17 protein-coding genes and 3 pseudogenes are annotated in these 20,881 nt (G+C 40.8%); 6 read left to right on the top strand and 14 right to left on the bottom strand.

Going from position 1 to position 20,881, the window contains the following annotated elements; genetic code table 11:
- The first annotated feature begins 122 nt into the window (after positions 1-122).
- The gene (locus tag ACYTXL_RS20915; protein ID WP_461926404.1) at positions 123-1,091 is read left to right on the top strand and encodes a hypothetical protein; all 969 of its coding nucleotides are present in this window, start codon (positions 123-125) and stop codon (positions 1,089-1,091) included.
- Here the strand turns inward: ACYTXL_RS20915 and ACYTXL_RS20910 are convergent.
- Both ACYTXL_RS20910 and ACYTXL_RS20905 read right to left on the bottom strand, forming a co-directional pair.
- Positions 1,052-3,670, bottom strand: a complete 2,619-nt coding sequence (locus tag ACYTXL_RS20910; RefSeq protein ID WP_461926403.1) for a CHAT domain-containing protein — start codon at positions 3,668-3,670, stop codon at positions 1,052-1,054. The two genes, ACYTXL_RS20915 and ACYTXL_RS20910, sit on opposite strands and share 40 nt — an antisense overlap.
- Before the next feature lie 55 nt (positions 3,671-3,725).
- Complete coding sequence (locus ACYTXL_RS20905; RefSeq protein ID WP_461926402.1) at positions 3,726-6,029, bottom strand: two-partner secretion domain-containing protein; 2,304 nt, start codon at positions 6,027-6,029, stop codon at positions 3,726-3,728.
- A 223-nt stretch (positions 6,030-6,252) separates the two neighbouring features.
- Between ACYTXL_RS20905 and ACYTXL_RS20900 the strand changes: the two genes are divergently transcribed.
- Positions 6,253-7,032 carry a class I SAM-dependent methyltransferase gene (locus ACYTXL_RS20900; protein WP_461926401.1) on the top strand — a complete coding sequence of 260 codons (780 nt, stop codon included), beginning with the start codon at positions 6,253-6,255 and terminating at the stop codon, positions 7,030-7,032.
- A 396-nt stretch (positions 7,033-7,428) separates the two neighbouring features.
- Here the strand turns inward: ACYTXL_RS20900 and ACYTXL_RS20895 are convergent, their stop codons facing one another.
- Positions 7,429-8,121 carry a hypothetical protein gene (locus ACYTXL_RS20895; protein ID WP_461926400.1) on the bottom strand — a complete coding sequence of 231 codons (693 nt, stop codon included), beginning with the start codon at positions 8,119-8,121 and terminating at the stop codon, positions 7,429-7,431.
- A gap of 60 nt (positions 8,122-8,181) precedes the next feature.
- Positions 8,182-9,684, bottom strand: a complete 1,503-nt coding sequence (locus ACYTXL_RS20890) for an aromatic ring-hydroxylating dioxygenase subunit alpha (protein WP_461926399.1) — start codon at positions 9,682-9,684, stop codon at positions 8,182-8,184.
- Positions 9,685-9,987: 303 nt separating this feature from the next.
- Here ACYTXL_RS20890 and ACYTXL_RS20885 point away from each other — a divergent pair.
- Positions 9,988-10,179: pseudogene (locus tag ACYTXL_RS20885) on the top strand (DinB/UmuC family translesion DNA polymerase); the annotation flags it as partial.
- Between the two features lie 312 nt (positions 10,180-10,491).
- On the opposite strand, the gene ACYTXL_RS20880 reads toward ACYTXL_RS20885, so the two are convergent.
- The 7 genes from ACYTXL_RS20880 to ACYTXL_RS20850 form a co-directional block, all read right to left on the bottom strand.
- Complete coding sequence (locus tag ACYTXL_RS20880; RefSeq protein WP_461926398.1) at positions 10,492-11,187, bottom strand: hypothetical protein; 696 nt, start codon at positions 11,185-11,187, stop codon at positions 10,492-10,494.
- 2 nt (positions 11,188-11,189) lie between these two features.
- Positions 11,190-11,657: a hypothetical protein gene (locus ACYTXL_RS20875; protein WP_461926397.1), complete on the bottom strand. Its 468-nt coding sequence runs from the start codon at positions 11,655-11,657 to the stop codon at positions 11,190-11,192.
- A 3-nt stretch (positions 11,658-11,660) separates the two neighbouring features.
- The gene (locus tag ACYTXL_RS20870; RefSeq protein WP_461926396.1) at positions 11,661-12,683 is read right to left on the bottom strand and encodes a tyrosine-type recombinase/integrase; all 1,023 of its coding nucleotides are present in this window, start codon (positions 12,681-12,683) and stop codon (positions 11,661-11,663) included.
- A gap of 57 nt (positions 12,684-12,740) precedes the next feature.
- The gene (locus ACYTXL_RS20865; protein ID WP_461926395.1) at positions 12,741-13,076 is read right to left on the bottom strand and encodes an element excision factor XisI family protein; all 336 of its coding nucleotides are present in this window, start codon (positions 13,074-13,076) and stop codon (positions 12,741-12,743) included.
- Positions 13,064-13,477 (bottom strand): element excision factor XisH family protein, encoded by a 414-nt coding sequence (locus ACYTXL_RS20860; protein ID WP_461926394.1) that lies wholly within the window; start codon positions 13,475-13,477, stop codon positions 13,064-13,066. The genes ACYTXL_RS20865 and ACYTXL_RS20860 overlap by 13 nt, the downstream gene beginning before the upstream one ends.
- Positions 13,478-13,774: 297 nt before the next feature.
- On the bottom strand, positions 13,775-14,161 hold the full coding sequence (locus ACYTXL_RS20855; protein ID WP_461926393.1) for a four helix bundle protein: 387 nt from the start codon (positions 14,159-14,161) through the stop codon (positions 13,775-13,777).
- 307 nt (positions 14,162-14,468) lie between these two features.
- Complete coding sequence (locus tag ACYTXL_RS20850) at positions 14,469-14,762, bottom strand: hypothetical protein (protein ID WP_461926392.1); 294 nt, start codon at positions 14,760-14,762, stop codon at positions 14,469-14,471.
- 439 nt (positions 14,763-15,201) lie between these two features.
- Between ACYTXL_RS20850 and rpaB the strand changes: the two are divergent.
- Together rpaB and ACYTXL_RS20840 are read left to right on the top strand one after the other, a co-directional pair.
- Positions 15,202-15,979 (top strand): annotated as a pseudogene (gene rpaB / locus ACYTXL_RS20845) (response regulator transcription factor RpaB).
- A 19-nt stretch (positions 15,980-15,998) separates the two neighbouring features.
- Positions 15,999-16,679, top strand: coding sequence for an SDR family oxidoreductase (locus ACYTXL_RS20840; protein WP_461926391.1), 681 nt, complete (start codon positions 15,999-16,001; stop codon positions 16,677-16,679).
- A gap of 396 nt (positions 16,680-17,075) precedes the next feature.
- On the opposite strand, the gene ACYTXL_RS20835 is transcribed toward ACYTXL_RS20840, so the two are convergent.
- Positions 17,076-18,578, bottom strand: coding sequence for an aromatic ring-hydroxylating dioxygenase subunit alpha (locus ACYTXL_RS20835; protein ID WP_461926390.1), 1,503 nt, complete (start codon positions 18,576-18,578; stop codon positions 17,076-17,078).
- A 266-nt stretch (positions 18,579-18,844) separates the two neighbouring features.
- On the opposite strand from ACYTXL_RS20835, the gene dinB reads away from it, so the two are divergent.
- The gene (dinB, locus tag ACYTXL_RS20830; RefSeq protein ID WP_461926389.1) at positions 18,845-19,969 is read left to right on the top strand and encodes a DNA polymerase IV; all 1,125 of its coding nucleotides are present in this window, start codon (positions 18,845-18,847) and stop codon (positions 19,967-19,969) included.
- 69 nt (positions 19,970-20,038) lie between these two features.
- Here dinB and ACYTXL_RS20825 read toward each other — a convergent pair whose 3' ends face one another.
- Positions 20,039-20,428: a hypothetical protein gene (locus tag ACYTXL_RS20825; protein ID WP_461926388.1), complete on the bottom strand. Its 390-nt coding sequence runs from the start codon at positions 20,426-20,428 to the stop codon at positions 20,039-20,041.
- A 181-nt stretch (positions 20,429-20,609) separates the two neighbouring features.
- Positions 20,610-20,792: pseudogene (locus ACYTXL_RS20820) on the bottom strand (ATP-binding protein); the annotation flags it as partial.
- Between the last annotated feature and the right edge of the window lie 89 nt (positions 20,793-20,881).

Genomic DNA, 20,881 nt, shown 5'->3' with positions numbered 1-20,881 from the left:
ATGCTACTAACTTGCAGAGAATAAGACAAGATTTTCCAATGCCCAATCCAGCCACACCCAACTCAAGAAACGAAATAGGGAAAAAAGTCTCTAGAGTTCCATTGGTAACAATTGCATCAATAATGCTTCTATCAAACTCTCTTTGCGTATTTGCTCAACCCCAAGTAGTAGCAAAGCGTGTGTGTATTAATCAAGTTGGTCGAATTGTCAGTGATAGCGATCGCTATTTAGCAGTTGGAAGCGAGATTTGTCTAGGAGATAAGATTAACCCAGCTAATGGAAGTACGGTTAAAGCTGTATGCTATTCCAGTCGTCAGGTTTTAGAATTTCAGCAGAGTGCTGTTTTCGGTGTCTCAGGTATATGTACGCCGCCACAGGTTCAAGCAGAACGACGGCAATGTACACCTCTAAATCGGCATGGCTGTCCAAAGATGAAAGGCCCAGGTGAGGAGCAAGATTCACTAAAGCTGATTACTCCCTATGGAAATATACTTTTGAATACCCGACCGACAATTTCTTGGCGTCCTGTGAAAAATGCTACCAGCTATACAGTAGAGGTCACTAGTTACGAATTTCGTTGGGAAACAGAAGTAAAAGATACTATACTGCCCTATCCAAAAGAGCGAAAAGAATTGGAGTACGGCGCTGCGTATACAATTACTGTAACTGCAAATCAAGGTGACTCTCCGATTAATTCTTCTGGTTCATTAGTAGTTCATGTATTGCCGGAAAGTGATGTTAAACAGGTTTTAGAGGAGGTGAATGTAATTAAGAAATTAGGCTTGCCTCCCGACGAAGCCGCTTTGATTGACCTAGACATTATATATATGTCAAAAGGGTTTCTAAATGAAACAATTAATACATTAAAAGCAAGAGTGGCAGCAGGTAGTAAAAATCCGACACTGTTTAGAGTACTAGGAGATCGTTATTTAGATGCATGGTTACTAGATGAAGCTTTTCGTGAATATAAGAAGGCAGAGTGGTTGGCGAAAAGTAGTGGTAACTCGAATGAATTAGCTCAGGTGGAGTCACGGCTAAAATTGCTCAAATCTCAAAGCCAACCACCGATGAGCAGGAAACCTGCCCAATAGTAAGGGTGAGAGTAATCTGGATTTGACAGCAAACTCAATTGTGCAAGACGTAGTGCATCTGCTTTAGTTTTGCCATCTTTCAATTCCTTGTAAAATTCTTTCATCAGGAGAGCAGTAGAGTTGTCATCTACACGCCATAAAGTTGCTACAGTACTCCTTGCTCCTGCTTGGGCTGCGATCCCAGCGATTCCTAATGCTGAACGCTTATTTCCCTTAGCTGTCTGGCAAGCACTTAAAACCAATAACTCAATTGTATCTTCATCGATTTGATTTTTTTGTTTCAGTAAACTGTCAAACTCTAATAAGTTGATTGGTTTATCCCAGCTAAAAAACATTGTCAGTTGAGGAACGGAACTGAATTGAGCATGAGTTGTTAAGTGAATAATCGGAAAACTTTCTGTATTTACTTCTTCTAGAAAGCGTTTATAAGTGAACTCTTCATTGAGCAACAAAACTGAAGAATTGGTTTGCTCTTTGACGTTTGCTACTTCTTGTACCACAGATGGTAGTTCTGTCAGGGAGTTATGAGCATTTGCGGCTTTGAAGCTGGGACTAGATTTAGAGAGTCCAGCAATTAAAGCTCTTAACTGTTTTTTAGGTAAGAGTTTGGGTTGCCGAACTTTAGAACCCAAAGTCTCAGCAATGTTGTAGTGTTTCAGTAAATAATCTTTTCCATCATGAAGCAAGCCTATAGGTAAACTTTGAAAAGATGTATCTAAAGTAAACACTAATGTTCCATCTGGAGGCAAATATCTCTTGATGGGTGCAATTAGCGAATTATAAAGTGCTTGAGAATAATCAAGAATTACCTGATTTTTAGTATTAGCAAAGTTCCGATCCTGTAAAGTTTGTAAAAGATGATCTGCATGAACTTTAACTAGATTTGGATCAACAGAATGATGGTGAATGGATTTGTTAGGTGACTGAACAACTACCTCTATACTGTTGCCCAAATCAATAATGTGAATTACTGAAGGTATGCTAGCTAAATTTTTCAGATCATTCAAAGCCACAAGGTCAAGTCTGCCACATTGAAGATAATTTTCCAACTCTGCTATTTGCAGTCTTTCGTTAGTCTGAATTACTCGTGACAAATTCGGGTTAGAATCTGCTAGGAGCAATCGCATATAGTCACGATACAAAGGCTCCACTTTTTCTTTGAAGGAGAACTGTAAATCTGTATTAGTTGACAAAAGATTGTTGCGAACTTGAGTGACGTTTTCAATTGCTGCACTATATGCTTGGAGAGCTTCTTTATATTTTCCCTGCTCTTTGTACAAATTTCCTAATTCCTGCTGCCATTGATAGGCAAGATCCCATGCTTGAACTGATTGAGCTAATGTCAAAGCCTCTTCAAAATCTGCTTGTGATTGCTCTAGTTTTAACAAGTTTAGGGGTTTAAGTAAAGAGTCTCTACAGACAGCGCGTTTTGGGTCGGGGTCTGTCTTGAGAAATCGCTCCTCTTGGGCTTTGCCCAAGACCGCGTTTCTCGCTAAATCCCCGTCACAAAACTTACTTGCGACTTGCGACTTACGACTTGCGACTTGTTTGAACTTTCCTAAAGTGCCAAAACTCTCTGACTGTAATCTCAGACTATTAGTGCTTTTAGCCGTTTCTAACGCAGATTCAGCATATTCAATAGCTATGAAATGAAACTGGTTGTCTGGGATTTTATTCAGACTTTTAGCAAAGTTCAGCTTGGCATAAACAGAATAGCTGGTTGGTAATTGAGAAAATGCCGAATGATTTTTCAACAGGAAAGCAACAGCAGGCTGTATCTGTTGAGTGATTATATTACGAAGCGAGGCTAATTTTGTATTACCTGAACTGGACTCTACTGCTAACCAATTATCAAAGTCCAATAGTAAGTTTAAGCGATGTAATTGAGCTTGCAGTTTTACTACTGTTGGAGCATTTGGGGTGTGAATTACTTGTTGATAAATATCAAGTGATTCAGCTGCCTGTTGTTGAATAAAATTGACAAATCCTTTCCGAAAAATAGGTTCTTCTATTAAGTAATATTTATTTTGTGCTTGCTTGTAAATATCCTGCTTAGTACTACCTAATGAAAGCAGAATTCCACTAGTGTCAATAGAGGGTATCCACTTAGCCGCAGATAATATTTCTGACAAAACTTTTTTTGATTCATCAAGCTTGCCCAACCGACGCAAGACTTCTCCCAAGTTATGCAATCCGAGCAAGTTTACGGGTGAAGGAGTTAGCTTATTAATGGCTGCCGTCAGCAGTTTTTCCATCTTATCAGTAGGTTGCTGTGGTGTAGTGGCGCAAAGAGAAGCATTTGCGTCTAACTTCACAGCTGACAAAAGCGTATTACAAGCTCGATAATGTAAGCCCAGCGCTTGTAGAGCAAGATTCTGGTTGATTAAACTTCCGGTAATACCATCTTCATAGTGGAGTTTTTGATAAATTTTCGTAGCTTTTTGCCAAGTTTCAAAAGCCGACTCTGCTTGGCCGATATCCAATTGCTTTTGACCTCTTTGGGTCAGTAAATCCGCCTCTTTCTGTTGTTGGGCTTCTTTATTTATAGCTTGAGCCGGAATCAGAAATGGTTGGCTCACAACTATAGATAACCCGAAAATGACTAGCAACAAGTACTTGAAGCAATATCGGAGTCTAATCATCCTTCTGAGTCGTTTTCTTCAGTGGTAATACTTTTAATACATGGGATTCTTGAGAACACAAACTGGCAGACAACGAAGCATTAGGAACGACAGTATTGGGTTGTTTTGCCGTCAAAATAAAATTCCCATCAGAATCTTGTATCAAGGCTTGGGCTTCTATGATTTGTGTTGGTTCTTCGCTTGAGTATGACTTTGGTTCCTGTGAATTATTAATAGCTTCACCTGGAACAAAGTTACTCTGCCAACTCAAATTGCTAGCTGGCAGGTCGTTAGAACTAATTGGAAGACCGCTAGTACCAGTGACGACCAATTTACTACTGGCTACTGTCCCCGATCGTCTCTGACAAACCGATGCAATCTCAGGAGTTGCACGAATCGCTTCTGGTTCTGCTTTAGCCTGCACAGGATTAGTAAATAAGGTGTTGATCTGAATCGTACCATTCAATCCGAACCGTGAACTAGCTGTAATTTTGCTATCAGGAGAAAGGAATAGTCCTTTGGTGTCGATTCTGATATTACCGCCTTGCCCTTCAAAAGCATTCGCTGTGATGCTGCTATTTTTTATTGCAACTAGGATATCTGTGTCGATTCTGATATTACCGCCGTCGCCATTACCACCAGCAGTCGCAGTAATGATACTGTCACGTAATTGTAAGTCACCAGAGTGTAAGAAAATGTCGCCTCCTTGGCCCTTTGTGCCGCCCTCTGTGCCAGCTGTGATAGTACCTCTGTCTAGATTGATACTGTCTGCGTTGATTCGGAGGGTTCCTGCATTTCCTTGTCCTGGCTGAAAGTTGAGATTTTTTGGAATTTTTTCACCACCAATATTTACTCTCCCACCATCAGTGACAGTTAATCGTTCTGCTTCGATTGTCAGATTTCCGGCCTTTCCAGTTCCTCCAGTTCGAGCTGATATTCTGCTAGGAGAATTACCAGTTAATGACTTTCCGGTTACTTGCACTTCTTCGTCAGCAGTGATAGATACGTTGCCTCCCGAACCCTGCCCAAATGTGCCTGATGATATAACTCCTCCAGAGCGTAGACTTAACCGCGCAGTTTGAATCTTGATGTTACCGCCAGATCCGGTAGATCCTCGTTGGGCCAAACTTGTTATGGAACTGCCTGCATTCGCTGTTGGTTTTCGCAACACTTCCACTGAATCATGAGCTAAGACCTCTATGGAACCAGCATTTCCGAAGCCATACGTACCAGCAGCGATCCCTGCTCCATCCCGGACATTTAACCGCCCAGTTTCAATATTGATGTTGCCACCAGCTCCGGTAGCTCTTGGGTAAACTAGGCTCGATATACCAGTGTTGAAAAACGAATCAACTTCTGGTAATCCCACCAGGTTCACGGAATCTGAAGCATTAATTTTCAATGTTCCTCCCGTTCCTGCTCCTAATGTGCTGGACTCAATCTGAGAACCACCGTCTAGCATTAGCTTCATGGCTTGTATTTGAATATTGCCACCACCATTCCCACTGGCATCAACTGCTGCTGCTCCAGATAACTGGATCTCTCCAAAGGCTGAGATGCCTGAATATCCCAACGTCCAGCCTTTATCTGTAGGAATCAGATTGACCAAACCCGCTCCAGCCACGCTGCCTAATTCAATCTGTCCCCCTGTTGTTTTAAGCGTTCCACTTGAGAGTAATATATTACCACCCACCAAAGCTAAGGTTTGATTTGGCTGCACGCGTAGACCAGAACTAGTATCTATGAGGTTTGAAGTTTTTCTTATACCTTGTCCGTCTCCAAAGACGCGAATATTTCCAGCATTTGTCCCAAATCCTAATCCCACAGGCACGCTCACTGTCAACAGAGGTTCTGCACCACTAAGGGGTTTAGCATCGAAGGAGATGCCATCAGCAAATTTAATATTACTGGCAGTAGTGCCGAAAAACGAGCCGCCAATGTTCAGTGAAGCATTCAGCCCAAAAATAATCCCATTGGGATTAATAAGAAATACGTTGGCTATGCCGTTAGCTCGAATTAAACCATCAATATTAGATATTGAGCTACCCGTCACTCTTGTCAAAATGTTTTGGATGTCTGGGGCATTTTTGAAGTAGACTGCGCTTCCTGTGGGTACAGAAAACTGTCCAAAGCTGTGGAACAAATTGCTTCCGACTTGGGTTCCTCCCGTTATCGCACTGGTATTATTACCCTCTATCGTGACGTTGGAGTTGACTCTTAGGGTTGCATCTGGAACAATTTGTGCCGCAATTGGCTCCCAAGGCAATAGACAAAACAAAGTGCTGCCCTTAATAAGCCAGGATAAAGCTTTTGTCATAAATCATAGTAAAAGTTTCTCGGTTGGTTTCTGAATTATTTTTAGTACAGACTTGCACCCTGCACCCGAATGATTACCAATCATACAGATTAATAGTAGCGGTAGCGTCTTGTCAAATTGGATTGGAGACAGAGGCTTTTTCTCTAGTGGTAAAACTGTTAATATTTTCTAAAATCCGAGCGAAAGTGATCGGGAGTAAAATACGTTTGTGGATTTATCAGTGATGAACAGAAAACGTAGTGAGTCCTTTAATGAAGTTGCAGAAATCTATGATGCAGCACGCCCTAGCTATCCATCTCAATTGATTGAAGATGTAATTGAGATGGCTAATCTTCCAGATTCAGCTTCAATTTTAGATATTGGAACAGGGACAGGTAAGGGAACTGTTCCATTTGCTGAAAAGGGCTATGCTATCTGCTGTTTAGAGCCAGGTGAAAGACTGATTGCAATAGCATCTCAAAATATGCGTTTATATCCAAAGGTGACATTTGAGACAGTGACTTTAGAGGATTGGAACCTACGCCCAAGGGCCTTTGATTTAGCAATATCTGCCCAAGCCTTTCATTGGATAAATCGTGAAAAAGGGTATCCAAAAGTTGCACAAGCTTTAAAAGAAAAAGGTTATATTGCGTTTTTTTGGAATTTCTCTATTTTACCAGATACTTCAATATTTCAGGCGCTCAAAGAAACGTTTCAAAAATATGTACATACAACAATATATAATGCTAAACCATCCTCAGTTGAATCACTAATAAAAAAAAGAGAAAACTGGATATTAAATAGCTTTTGTTTCAAAAACCTAGTGGTCAAACAATATCCTTGGTCTATTAATTATGATGCAGAACGATATCTAGGTCTTCTGAAAACTCAAACTGCTTATCAAGAATTTACTGAAACTGAAAAGCAGGATTTTTCTAATGCTATTATACAGATATTAAATGCTCACGGAGGATATGTTACTAAACCCTATTTATCGGTTCTTTTCTTTGCTCAAAAAATTTAAATCAGCCCTTTCATTCTAAATAAAACTCAATATCGAGTGTGGGTTACAACTCATCTCAAACCCGATACGGAAAAACTACGGATTTCAACCTAGATAAGGTTTATATAGTCACCCAAAATGCAATACTCGCGGTCAAATAATCAAGCATTAGCCGTTGTTTTACCAATGTGTTGAAGAGAGTGATTTCTAGAATACGCCCAAACAGTATTTTGTTGTTGTAGTGCCTCTGGCGTGGCGTCAACTGGATTCGGTCAAACTATGACTTTAGCCACAAATTATCGGTTTAGCCAGTTCTTAGGGATTAGTTGGTTCAGCTGTGCCATTGAGATATATTATTGTTCAGCCATCAGCAATGGGGAGCATATTTTCAAGTGTTCTAGAGTTTCTTGTTCTTGACTAATAAATTTCGTCTTCTTCATCTACCCAATCTTCATCCCAGAGAAGTTCATTGTAAACCTTAGTTGCTTGAGATATTTTTAGGTTGTGAGCTGCGGTCACACAATTTCTTGGTTGCCAGCCAATGAGGGCATATCTTCCATATAAATGTCTGACAGCATCTTTGGAGTCATTAATTACTGGAATATCCTCTTTGATGTATTTCCGCAATTGGATTCCTAAACGAATTGCCTCCATTTCATAATTTTGAAAGTAGGGTTCTTCAACATCAGGTGTAGAAATCAGCAATACTCTCACCCAGGCATGACTTTTATAGATAGCTTTCGCTACAACTAAATTGACTTGTTTTGGTGTCCAGTTGCTCCTTTGTAAAAACTTATCTATTGCTGATTCATCATCTAAATCTATATCTACATTAGATTCTGAAAGTATTTGCGAGATATCCGTATTTTCTAGGAACAGTTCGTACCACTCTTGAAAAGTTTCGGGACTAAACAGTTTTCTCGCTTCTTCAAATGAAATTTTCTCCCATCCAGCATCTGTAACTATTTCGTTACCAGTCTTTGCAATGAACAGATTCTTTTCTTCTAGCATCCAAGGGAAGGATGTATTGTGATGTTTTCTCTTTCGTTTACCCATTGAATAACCTGATGCCATTGCGATGGAGAGCGACAAGTCACAATTTGCGCTCATGAATTTCTTAATTAAAAATCAGTAAATTACTAAATTTTCTTAGCACTTACCTTGAGTAAATTAATCATTGTGTGCGTGTTCAAACTCGTAAACGTAAAATAGGCGACTAAATTTCTCAAGCAAGTATCCTAGAAGTACAAATAATGTTGCACCCCCAAGCGCCCACCAGAATCCTGTATGAGGAAAAACTGTTAAAAGTGACGCGGGTATTTGGTTTACAGATGCTAATGCAGCTTTTACCGCTATGGCTCTTGCATCCAGAATTACAGCAACACATAAGCATAATATAGATAACCCGTAAGCCAACACCCGTAGACGTTTAATATTTTTCAAAGCATCTTTGCAAACTTGGCAATGTTGGGTATGAGTTGTCCAGACATCAAAAAGCTTTTGTTTGTCTAATTCTAGCAAGGGAAGATCGGTATTACACCCTGAAGCCCAAGGAATACTACCTCCAGCTTTTTTCTCCAACCACTGGCGAAATGTAATTACCATTTTATCTTGAGGATTGGGTGTATATACTGCGTTCACCCATTGGCCCTTTTGGCGTTTAGCTAGAATCTTCTGTTGATAATGAAGAAATACTAAGTCTTGGTGTAAGAACAAAGATGACAAAACATGGCCTAGCCAAGTAGGCATTGGTAGTCCAAAGACTCCTAATCCTTTAGGTGTCTTGCCCATCTCGTTCTTAACTAAGACCTGGCAGCCAATATGACGGCACCATCCTGGACGTGTGGGACTAGCATACAATGCCAGGATCAGCTTACCACCATCGCGTGAAGTAGAAACAATTCTCATCTGACAAGGTGGTTGGAAGTCGTGAATCGCTTGCTCAATCGTGGGGGCAGTCGGTGTAATTTCAAAAGAAAATCCTTCTTGAGTAGACATTTGCTTGATGCAAAGCATATCGTAGTAATTAGCATCTTTATAGCGATTGCCAACTATACCGTGGTGGGAAACAGGGACATGGGCTGGGTCAGCTACATTTTCCATGAAAAAATCCCATCCATAGGGTAGGTCACGTATATTCCAAAATAGATGAACTACTCTGTCGGAGTTTTCTTCAAGTTCTGGAATAATTCGTGGTGTCCTCAATTGACTTTCAAGCTGTGCCTCAGAACCAGACTCAGCCCAAACCCACAATAAACCCTGCCGTTCTTGTGTTGGATAACTAATTGCAGATGACTTTGAATTTGAGCAGTGCTTAGAGGATGTCTGCTGATCTTTCGACTGGGGAATGCTCACACAGTTTCCCTGCGAGTCAAAACGCCAAGCATGATAAGCACATAAAAGTGTGCCATCAGACTCAACACGCCCTTCTGAAAGAGGAGCTAGTCGATGGGGGCAACAATCTTCAAAGCAAGACCATTTACTCAAACTGTCTCGCCACAAGACTAAATCTTTTCCTAATAACTGTATTGCGTGTGGGCGAGATGGATCTAGAAAATCCACAACTGCTACAGGATACCATTGCTTTGTCCATTGAAATACTTCTTCTTTTTGTTGATCCAATGGAACGCTTGCGTTATCCATATCCCCTTGCAAATTTATTTTAGTGGTCATGTGTGTCCTTTTATGTTTTTGAACTAATAAAATTAAAGCTGTTTAATATTTAATATAGTTGCAATTCCAAGTATGCTTTTTTCTACTTAAAAAACTTTCTTCCCTTGCCTGATGGCATAAAACGGCTTTTAATTGGCAGATACTTAGCTGGATTTTGGGTAGCGATCGCTGCCCTTGAGTAGTCCCAGGGGGCAACGCACGAATATGACTTACCCTGTCAAGGGATATCAGGAGATTGCGGCAGTGATGAGAGTAGGTTAGCAGGAGCGATCGCTACGATCAAGATCATTATTAGAGCAGCACGAAACACGAGGCCGCACATTAACTCTGAAAGTCAAGTTTTCTGACTATCATCAGATAACCCGCAGTAAGACAATGCTTGCTCCTATTAGTGAATTAGATACGATCAGGACTTACGCAACTGGCACAGTGCGATCACTATTGAGTAGTATTTATGTACTATGTAAAAGTGGCTTACCCAGAGGTAATTACTGAAATTAGTAACAGTAATTGGCTGTGTTAAGTATTCTTCAAATCATGAGAAAATTAGTTGAGGATACCTAAAATAAAACAATAGTAGTTTATGAGATTTACTACTTTACTTTATCATTGATTGTTATTTTGCTTTCAGAAAGGGTACATTTCCCACTCAACAAGTAGCTTTCACCCCGATTAATACTGAAGATAACAAACTTATTCAGCCGACTAAAGAGCCATCTACTATTGAAAAATAAGAGGATTCTGATGATCAAACCTTCAGCCTTGACTTTGATTTGTAAAGGAAGTAGAGGACTCCTGTAAGGCTGGTCAGCCCCCAAGGATGTTGTTGGTTCTAGTTTCTGAGCTTTTCACCCAGACATTATGGTTGTGATAAAAATCACCACGCTGTTCTAGTGTAAACCCACCCAGTAATAATCCCAACCATACTTCTACCATCGGCATTTGCAACACACGTTGCAGTTTAACTAAAGAAATCTCATCTTTGACATTTATCAGGTGGTTAGCGATCGCGCTCTGCCATTTTTGGACATCCTCATCTGATGCCAAATTGCGAACATCTTCTAAAGTTGTCACCTCATTGAGCATTGCCAAAACATTCGCTTTTTCAACAGGTGCTACTACAGAATCACCCAACTCAGTAGGATATGAAAATTGGTGTGGGCCGTGTGGTTTAAAGATTTGTGGTGTTTGCGGTTCAATCAAATCATCTAAATCTAGGTGCATTGTAGTCCGCACTAAACCAGCAAAGAGATCGGTGCTTACAATTGGCCCCTTTGGGCTATTGCGATCGCGGGTATCTTGCAACAGCACTTCGGCACGAGACTTGAGAATATCCGCAATTTGACTGAAGGCAAGCGCTGCGGTTGATAATTGGGTTTCAATAGGTAAATCATGTAGTTCTGTATCCAAGCAGTGCCATACCGCATCAAGGGAAGAAGTTGGTGGAGATTCGGACAACTCATCTAATACATCCCAAATTGTTAATTGGCGGTATGTGGTCATCTCTAGGATTCTGGATGTAACGGGCAGGGTCGTACTGGACAGTAACTTGAGGTAATCTCAAACATATCCTTATATTGATATAGTGAAACACTGTATTGTTTTGCAAAAGCCTGCAACACCTGATCTGTATAGGCGCGGATCTTGCCAGCCGTTAACCCAAAACAGTGAATTGGTTCTAAGCGGCAAATAGGCTGTTGTCCCAGCCAGAGTTCTGCGCCCAAGGCGTGCAATGGCTTATCCCCTGATTCTTTATACAAATACAGCACTGCAAAATATGTTGCTGGTGGTTCGACTATTACTGAATCAATTTCTGCTAAATTATTCTGGGAGCGGTGGCGATAGAATGAGCGGCGATTGTGGCAGACTTTGGGATTCCAACATCCATCCCCTGCTGTTCCATGTAAAACTTTAGCTTGGGCAGTTGGTAGTTTGGCACATAGCTGACATTTGGGATCGAGTGGCTTGGGCATACCTTACTCCACTTCCTCTCCGATTGCACGATAGTAAGCAGCGATCGCAGCTTCTTGCTCACTGCGAAGGGTATACCGCCGAAACGCTTTCTCGCTTTGATGCCCTGTTAATTTTCGTGCATGGCTGGGGTCAACTCCCAATAGCAATAAGTCAGTAGCGTAAGTATGTCGAAAGGAGTGAGGATGTAAATCCTCAATGTGAGCTAGTTCACCTATTTTTTCTACAGCGAAGTAAATCCCGTGATAACTCAGGCGTTCGCCCTTGTATGAAGCATGGTGTGAAATCATCAGTGGGCTAAGGCTGGTCAAAACCTCCCCCTGCTGTTCGCGCAATTGTAAATATTCTGCCACCACTTGGCGACTTTCTTGACGCAATGGCACTAAGCGTGGTTCATTCGTTTTGGTATCGGGTAAAAACAGCAGCTTGCCATCAAATGATCCAACATTTAGTTGAACAACTTCCCCAGCCCGGAGTCCATGACTGAGAATGTGAACGAGTGCTGTATCCCGTTGCCTTGTTTCTCCGAGCAATTCCAAAGCTGACCAAACCCGCTCCATTTCTTCAGGGGTCAAACTTTGGGCTGGTGGCAGTGGCACTTTTTCCAGTTTAATCCCCAGTGTGGGATTACTAGCAATAATGTCAGGGTACGTATAGCACATCCATTTAAAAAAGCTTTTGAGTGCCGCTACTCCTGCATTGATGCTGCTTTTTGAAAGCGGTTTACCTGCATCAGTCCGCAGTTCATCCCGCAGATACTCTTTATATAGTGCGAAGTGACGCGGGCGTAGCTCATGATAGTGTAGCTCACTCCAAGCCAAAAATCGCTTCAGTTCACGTTCGTAAAGCTTGCGGCTATTGAGTGCAAGGTTGTTGCTGCGTAAAAATTCCAGCACCTTAACCAACCGAATATCGGTTGGTGCAGTTGTTTTTGTTATTCTTTTACTACCTCCTGTCTCTCTAGTAAGTGCGGTATCCTCAATCGGAATTAACTTAATGGGTGGTAAAAAATCTGCGCTGTAATTCATTTTGAATTAGATACTTTCTATCCTAAAAAATATATTAATCTAGTATTATTTTTGCTTTTAGTCCACAGCAAATCCTGAGAATTGACGCATTTTTGGAGTATGGAAACCGATCACAATATCTTGTTTATCTATACCCATTTCCATCAATTCTAAAGCAATATCCGCTTCCGTTGTATTTTGTTGAATCCAAATTTTATTATTTTTGATATCTAAATGCATTATTGGCCCATAAATCCGATGCTGATTATTCCATCCAACACTAATAATTTGATAATGGTCATGTTCTGTATCAAAAATCTGTTCGACTTCTACATCTCCGTAACTAGGCTTGTACTGAAGATATTTAGTTAAGAGTTGCTTAACTTTTGTCCGATAGTCATTTAATTTGTCCATTGTTCTATTGACTCAGTTTCCAGATTGTAAATAATTAGCTTTAATTTGTTTTCATTAACTACAGTTTGAATGAAAGACAAGTTAAAAAAGTCGTTATAAGTTACCAATGGTACAGCTAAATATAAGGTTCTATTTGGCTCCTCACCACGCAATGCTGTCCGATAATTAATAAATTGTCCTAGCGCCATGTGAAATTCAGAAATTTTTGAGGCACTCACAAAATTTTTGATTTCAACTGCTATTTTTTCTCCTGCTTTTTCGGCAGCTAGAAGTCGCTCTGCACCTAAATCAATTTGAACATCAACCCCGCCACACCTAATATTGAGCGGATCATCTGTAATTACCCAACCCTCTTTTTCTAATGCAGACCTCACAATATTGTGGAATAAATCACGAGCCATAGTTTTACAGCAAAGCCACACTAACCTTAATACTGCTCAACACCTAGAGTAGTGTCATTCGCCAGTAAAACATTTAAACATAGATTTCAACTTGGTACTGACTATCGACTCCAGCACATAAATCCTTTAAATCTAGACTTTGCTCACATTATGCTTTAAGTTACATCGTAGTACAATACTTCAAGACAAAATAAGATACCCTTATCTTTTATCCGACATAAACTACGATTAAAATACACGAACCCAGCAGAGAGGCAGGGGAGCAGAGGGGCAGAGGAGATAGGGAAAGAAAGAATGCTAACGTTTCATTAACCAAGGTGTTGGGTTAGCAATCATATTTACTAGACCACCTAAAATTTGGTTGTAAGTTCCATATAGTTCTCTGCCTGATTCGACAGAGAGATAGTTACATTTAACAGCGAACTCAATCCAAGTCTGAGTTTCAGCAGCTTCGGACTCGCAATTATTCAGTTTCGCTACAAAAGCTGCCTCATAACGACGTTTTCGCCAAGCCTCTGCCATATTTGCACACACAGAACGGGACGAGCGGCGAATCTGATCGGTTAATGAATAACGCTCTTCAACAGGAAACTTTTTGGAGAGTTCAAAGATTTTCATGGCGGCATCGAAAGCCATTTGATAAACTTTCAAATCTTTATGACTTTTAATCGGTTCTTTCTCCATCTCCTCTGCTCCTCTGCTCCTCTGCTCCTCTGCTCCTCTGCTCCTCTGCTCCTCTGCTCACTCCTTTCCCAACATGCGATCGCGGAGGGTGCATGTTTGCAACGAGAATAGAAACTATTGCGCTGCCGATAAATTTTGTTTGTCTTGGTATCGCCTTTGATGCGTCATCCAAGCGATAACCATTTACAGGGTGCTAACTTCCAGTTATAGTTAGCCGTAACTTATTATAGGCACAATGCAACTATAACTTTGACTTGGTGCAAAGATAGTTTACAAAAATTGCTCAGGCGATTGCTTTAGTTCCGGTTTAATTCGAGAAGCTATCCACGCGCAGATCCCGCCAGACATCAGAAATCTGCCAGCCGGAATTGCCCACCGATTGTACTGGAGGATTATCAAGAAATGGAATATAGTCAGGAACTCTAGGCTCTGAAATCGCTACTGGTTTCTCCTCAAGCTCAACCACAGAGGCTGGAGAATTGACAGTATTAGCTTCAAGAAGTTGGTCTTCTGCCTCCTCGATTAATTTCATCTGTCTCAGGGTAAGCTTGTCGGATTTTTTGATGATTTTCTTTGTATGTATCTCATTAGAAGTTTTCATTGGCTGTTCCCTCGAAGGCATTGGCTTAAAATTTGGATGAGTAAAGTTGGGAGAAAATGGGTATTAATAATTGCACCGAATAAACACTCTACTGCAAAACTATGGAAAATACGAGTTCCTTGCTGAAGAATTTATCAATTGAGTACAAATTTCTTTTTCGTGCAGATGCCTTAAAGCGATCGCTTCTTGATCATGACTGTAGGTCAAGATTGTGGCTCTTCAGTACTTACTATGCTAAATTCCTTTGATAAAACCCTGAAACCCTTATTTATCAAGATAATTAACATTATTTACTAACATTTTAGGTTTTTAGCAATAATTTTGGCTTTTAACCTTATTTTTTAAGCCAAATTTTGATGTTTAACTAATAATTTAGCATAACAGGTACTGAAGAACCAAAATTGTTTTGCGGTTTTGACTCCTAATGAGCAGATAATAGATGGTTGAGAGTTCTCGCTCATTAGGAACAGCGTTGAGAAACTTATCAGGTGATAAAGGCACAATCTTAGTAGTAGATGACGAAGCCAGCATCCGCCGAATTTTACAGACGCGTCTAGAAATGATTGGTTACAGTGTAGTTACAGCTAGTGATGGTGAAGAAGCTTTATCAGCTTTTCGTAAAGAAACTCCTGACTTAATCGTTCTGGATGTGATGATGCCAAAGCTGGATGGCTACGGTGTCTGTCAAGAATTACGGAAACAATCAGATGTGCCAATCATCATGCTTACAGCCTTGGGAGATGTAGCAGATCGGATCACTGGGCTGGAATTAGGGGCTGATGATTATATGGCGAAACCTTTCTCTCCCAAGGAATTAGAGTCAAGAATTCGCTCGTTGCTGCGACGAAGAAACGATAGAACAACTACTGCTGCTATTCCTAAGAAAGGGAGTAATGGTTGTAGACAATCTTAAAATTGATACCAATAAGCGACAAGTCTACAAAGCAGGTGAGCGGATTCCATTAACGGGTGTAGAGTATAGCTTACTAGAGTTATTGATGAGCTATCCCGGCAAATCTTTTAACCGTGGAGAAATATTGCAGCAAGTGTGGGGTTATAACGCAGAACAACATGCAGATACTCGTGTGGTGGATGTGCATATCTCACGTTTGCGCTTGAAGTTAGAAGATGAGCCGGAAAATCCAGAATATATACTTACAGCAAGAGGAACTGGTTACTTTTTTCAACGAATTGCTCAACTAAAACATCAATCATGAAACCGCCAAGGTTAGTGTTATGACTAAACTCATCTTAATTACAGGCATAAGTAAAGGTCTAGGTTATGCGATGACCGAGGGTTTTATTCAACAGGGGCATACTGTTATTGGTTGTGCCCGTTCATCAGATGCGCTCGATAAAATACGCCACAAATTTAGTGCGCCCAATGATTTCACATCTGTAGATGTGGCAAATGAACAGCTTGTAAAAAAATGGGCACTAGACGTACTTCAAAAATATGAACCGCCAGATATAGTGATAAATAATGCGGCGATTACCAATTATCTAGCACCTTTGTGGGAAATCCCATCTGAAGAATTTTCGGATCTTATAGATATCAATATCAAAGGAGTAGCGAATATAATTCGCCATTTCGTACCAGCAATGGTGAAAAAGAAACGGGGTATTATTGTTAACTTTAGTTCTGGCTGGGGACGTTCGACTTCAGCCCAAGTTGCACCATATTGTGCTTCTAAGTGGGCAATAGAAGGATTAACTCGTTCTTTGGCACAAGAATTGCCAACTGGTATGGCTGCCATACCCCTTAATCCGGGGATTATTCATACAGATATGCTTTCTATTAGCTTTGGAGAAGAAGCTGCTAATTATACACCTGTGTCCGATTGGGTATTGAAAGCTGTGCCATTTATTCTCAAGTTAAAACCCAAAGATAACGGGATTCCCTTAACCATTTCATGAGCTTGATCATGCGTGAATTGTTTTGACTGTATATTAACCAATGCAATAGCGATCGCAATTGGCTCAATGTAGTTCAGTTAAGAAAGTTCCTCTGTGAAGGCAAGGGAACAGTTACGAAAAAACAGGCTGATTTCAACTGTATTGGTTTATCGCCCAGAGGCACAGGAAATTAGTACAATTTTTGGATACTGGAGTTTTCAGGAGAAAAAAGATTTGAGCCGAAGTCTACTATTTCTGGACTGATCTGCTAGTCATAGCAATAGGCGAAACTATTGGCATCTCTCGAACGGGGTACAACTTGGTTTGGAAATTTGGAATTCAGAAGGCTCAGTTGGCAGGACGCTCCTGCCAACTGAGCCTTCTGAATAAATTTTCTTAGCACTGACCTTGAGTTCATTAATCATTGTGTGCGTGTTCAAACTCGTAAACGTAAAATAGGCGACTAAATTTATCAAGCAAGTATCCTAGAAGTAGAAATAATGTTGCACCCCCAAGCGCCCACCAGAATCCTGTATGAGGAAAAATCGTTAAAAGTGATGCAGGTATTTGGTTTGCAGATGCTAATGCAGCTTTTACCGCTATGGCTCTTGCATCCAGAATTACAGCAACACATAAGCATAATATAGATAACCCGTAAGCCAACACCCGTAGACGTTTAATATTTTTCAAAGCATCTTTGCAAGCTTGGCAATGTTGGGTATGAGTTGTCCAGACATCAAAAAGCTTTTGTTTGTCTAATTCGGGCAAGGGAAGATCGGTATTACACCCTGAAGCCCAAGGAATACTACCTCCAGCTTTTTTCTCCAACCACTGGCGAAATGCAATGACCATTTTATCTTGAGGATTGGGTGTATAAACTGCGTTCACCCATTGGCCCTTTTGATGTTTAGCTAGAATCTTCTGTTGATAATGAAGAAATACTAAGTCTTGGTGTAAGAACAAGGATGACAAAACATGGCCTAGCCAAGCTGGCATTGGTAGTCCAAAGACTCCTAATCCTTTAGGTGTCTTACCCATCTCGTTCTTAACTAAGACCTGGCAGCCAATATGACGACACCACCCTGGGCGTGTAGGGCTAGCATACAATGCCAAGATCAGCTTACCACCATCGCGTGAAGTAGAAACAATCCTCATCTGACAAGGTGGTTGGAAGTCGTGAATTGCTTGCTCAATCGTGGGCGCAGTCGGTGTAATTTCAAAAGAAAATCCTTCTTGAGTAGACATTTCCTTGATGCAAAGCATATCGTAGTAATTAGCATCTTTATACCGATTGCCAACTATACCGTGGTGGGAAACAGGGACATGGGCTGGGTCAGCTACATTCTCCATGAAAAAGTCCCATCCATAGGGTAGGTCACGTATATTCCAAAATAGATGAACTACTGTGTCGGAGTTTTCTTCGAGTTCTGGAATAATTCGTGGTGTCCTCAATTGACTTTCAAGCTGTCCTTCAGAACCAGACTCAGCCCAAACCCACAATAAACCCTGCCGTTCTTGTGTTGGATAACTAATTGCAGATGACTTTGAATTTGAGCAGTGTTTAGAGGATGTCTGCTGATCTTTCGACTGGGGAATGCTCACACAGTTTCCCTGCGAATCAAAACGCCAAGCATGATAAGCACATAAAAGTGTGCCATCAGACTCAACACGCCCTTCTGAAAGAGGAGCTAGTCGATGTGGGCAACAATCTTCAAAGCAAGACCATTTACTCAAACTGTCTCGCCACAAGACTAAATCTTTTCCTAATAACTGTATTGCATGTGGGCGAGATGGATCTAGAAAATCCACAACTGCTACAGGATACCACTGCTTTTTCCATTGAAATACTTCTTCTTTGTTTTGATTCAATGGAATGCTTGCGTTATCCATATTCCCTTGAAAATCTATTTTAGTGGTCATGTGTGTTCTTTTATGTTTTTGAACTAATAAAGTTAGAGCTGTTTAATATTTAATATAGTTGCAATTCCAGGTATGCTCTTTTCTACTTAAAAAACTTTTTTCGCTTGCTTGATGGCATAAAAACTATGTATCCCCTCAAACACCCCTTCAGGAGACAGTTGCTCAAAACGACAGCAGGTAATTTTATCTCTAAACTAGTGCTGATGTACTATAAAATTGATATTGTATTTACTTCCTTGAAAATGCTGTGAAAAGCAAGACTGTTTGTGGTGGAGCTACCCTTGGGACAAGAATCTGTCGCTAGAACTAGGAAAATAGTTCACGTAGATATGGATGCCTTCTACGCATCGGTGGAACAGAGGGATAACCCTAGCTACCGAGGCAAACCGTTAGTTGTCGGTGGCAGCCCGAATCAGCGAGGCGTAGTTGCAGCAGCCAGTTATGAAGCTAGAAAATTTGGTATTCACTCAGCAATGCCTTCAATAACAGCGATCGCTAAATGCCCTGGACTTATTTTTGTCAGACCGAGATTCGACGTTTACCGAGAGGTTTCCGCAGCAATCCACGCCATATTCAAACACTACAGTGATTTAGTGGAAGGAGTTGCACTAGATGAAGCATATTTGGACGTTACTGAGAACAAGCAGAATATCACCTACGCTTCTACGATCGCAAGACACATCAAAACTGCAATTTTCCAGGAAACGAAATTGACGGCAACCGCAGGTGTGTCAATTAACAAGTTTCTTGCAAAAATGGCATCAGGCCAGAATAAACCCAATGGACTAACGGTGATTTTACCGGAGGATGCGATCGCATTTGTAGAACAGCTAGCGATTGAAAAATTCCACGGTATAGGAGAAGTTACGGCGGCGAAGATGCACTCACTTGGCATTCATACTGGCGCAGATTTGAAGGGGCGATCGCTGACTGACCTAACACACCACTTTGGTAAAGCTGGTCAGTATTACTACAAAATTGCCAGGGCAGAGGATGATCGCCCAGTTGAGGCGAATCGGGTTCGTAAGTCGATTGGTGCAGAAACCTCGTTTGCACAAGACTTAAGCGATATCAGCCAAATGTTACAAGAACTCGAACAAATTGCCCTTTCTTGTGAGCAACGGTTAGAGCAGAATGAAACGCGAGGTCGCACATTAACCCTGAAAGTCAAGTTTTCTGACTATCATCAGATAACGCGCAGTAAGACAATGCTTGCTCCCATCAGTGAACTCTCTACGATTTTTGAGATAGCCAAAACAGTGTTTTTATCAATTGACCTGGAGAATCGGAGCATCAGGTTGTTGGGGATTTCGTTGTCTAACCTTGATAATGCCAAACAGTCACAAGCGATTCAATTGCCATTATTTCAGAATGGGAACATCATATTTTAGCGTAGATGTAGTCTGTGAAGGTAATTTAGCATGATATATATATTAATTTTTATTCAGTCAGAGCTTAATTTACTCACAGAAATTATCAACTCTCAACTCGCGCCATACATCAGACGGTTGCCACCCGGAGTTACCCACAGAGGGTAGGGGGCGATAGTGTTCAGAAATGTATTCGGATTCGGAAACGTAGTCTTCAATGTACACAGGTGGATTGGGTTCAATTACTGTTTCAGGAATATTTTGGCTCTCAGGCATCTCAATGGGTTCAGTCGGTGGTGGGGTTATTTCTGTTTTCTTGCGAACTGGGTTAGAGGTTTTTTTGATGAGTCGTTTCATATCTATAGGAATCATTCGGCTCTCCACAAAGAACGGATATCCCAGAATACAGGAAGTTATCAGCGAATCAGAGACATTTTGCCAGAAAGTTGTATGGGTGAGGATTGCTTGCTTTTTGGGCACGTGATCGGAGCGTGATGCCGAATAGCCCGCCGTAGAGATGGATTTAACTATAGTTATGATGGTCGGTTCGCATATCGAAAAATATTTGCCGACCAATGGTCGGCAAATAGGTGATAAAATCAATACTGAAGAAATACTCGCTATATTCCAGATACCTGCAATCACACATTTTGAATCAAAATTACTGTTTGGGTTGTACAACTGGAATTGTAATAATAAGTTCTGCTCCCCCTTCAAGAGAAGAAACACACTCTAACGAACCACCATGCCGCTCGGTAATAATCTGATAGCTAATCGATAAACCTAAACCAGTACCTTTCCCCACATCTTTGGTAGTAAAAAAAGGATCAAATAACTTGGTTCTTCAGTACTTACTATGCCAAATTGTTAGCTATATCTGTAAAATAAGATTAAGAATTGCATTAAAACTTTACTAAACGCATTGCAATCATT

The sequence above is a fragment of the Nostoc sp. genome (assembly GCF_054880495.1).
This window is presented reverse-complemented; position numbering and strand designations above follow the sequence as displayed.

What these genes read in the sequence shown, in the direction of transcription:
- ACYTXL_RS20915 (WP_461926404.1), top strand. Translation starts at nt 123, where the DNA reads ATGCTTCTATCAAACTCTCTTTGCGTATTTGCTCAACCCCAAGTAGTA.
- ACYTXL_RS20840 (WP_461926391.1), top strand. Translation starts at nt 15,999, where the DNA reads ATGACTAAACTCATCTTAATTACAGGCATAAGTAAAGGTCTAGGTTAT.
- ACYTXL_RS20870 (WP_461926396.1), bottom strand. Translation starts at nt 12,683, where the DNA reads ATGAATTACAGCGCAGATTTTTTACCACCCATTAAGTTAATTCCGATT.
- ACYTXL_RS20880 (WP_461926398.1), bottom strand. Translation starts at nt 11,187, where the DNA reads ATGACCACATACCGCCAATTAACAATTTGGGATGTATTAGATGAGTTG.
- ACYTXL_RS20905 (WP_461926402.1), bottom strand. Translation starts at nt 6,029, where the DNA reads ATGACAAAAGCTTTATCCTGGCTTATTAAGGGCAGCACTTTGTTTTGT.
- ACYTXL_RS20875 (WP_461926397.1), bottom strand. Translation starts at nt 11,657, where the DNA reads ATGCCCAAGCCACTCGATCCCAAATGTCAGCTATGTGCCAAACTACCA.
- ACYTXL_RS20860 (WP_461926394.1), bottom strand. Translation starts at nt 13,477, where the DNA reads ATGGCTCGTGATTTATTCCACAATATTGTGAGGTCTGCATTAGAAAAA.
- ACYTXL_RS20855 (WP_461926393.1), bottom strand. Translation starts at nt 14,161, where the DNA reads ATGGAGAAAGAACCGATTAAAAGTCATAAAGATTTGAAAGTTTATCAA.
- ACYTXL_RS20890 (WP_461926399.1), bottom strand. Translation starts at nt 9,684, where the DNA reads ATGACCACTAAAATAAATTTGCAAGGGGATATGGATAACGCAAGCGTT.
- ACYTXL_RS20850 (WP_461926392.1), bottom strand. Translation starts at nt 14,762, where the DNA reads ATGAAAACTTCTAATGAGATACATACAAAGAAAATCATCAAAAAATCC.
- ACYTXL_RS20895 (WP_461926400.1), bottom strand. Translation starts at nt 8,121, where the DNA reads ATGAGCGCAAATTGTGACTTGTCGCTCTCCATCGCAATGGCATCAGGT.
- ACYTXL_RS20900 (WP_461926401.1), top strand. Translation starts at nt 6,253, where the DNA reads ATGAACAGAAAACGTAGTGAGTCCTTTAATGAAGTTGCAGAAATCTAT.
- ACYTXL_RS20835 (WP_461926390.1), bottom strand. Translation starts at nt 18,578, where the DNA reads ATGACCACTAAAATAGATTTTCAAGGGAATATGGATAACGCAAGCATT.
- ACYTXL_RS20865 (WP_461926395.1), bottom strand. Translation starts at nt 13,076, where the DNA reads ATGGACAAATTAAATGACTATCGGACAAAAGTTAAGCAACTCTTAACT.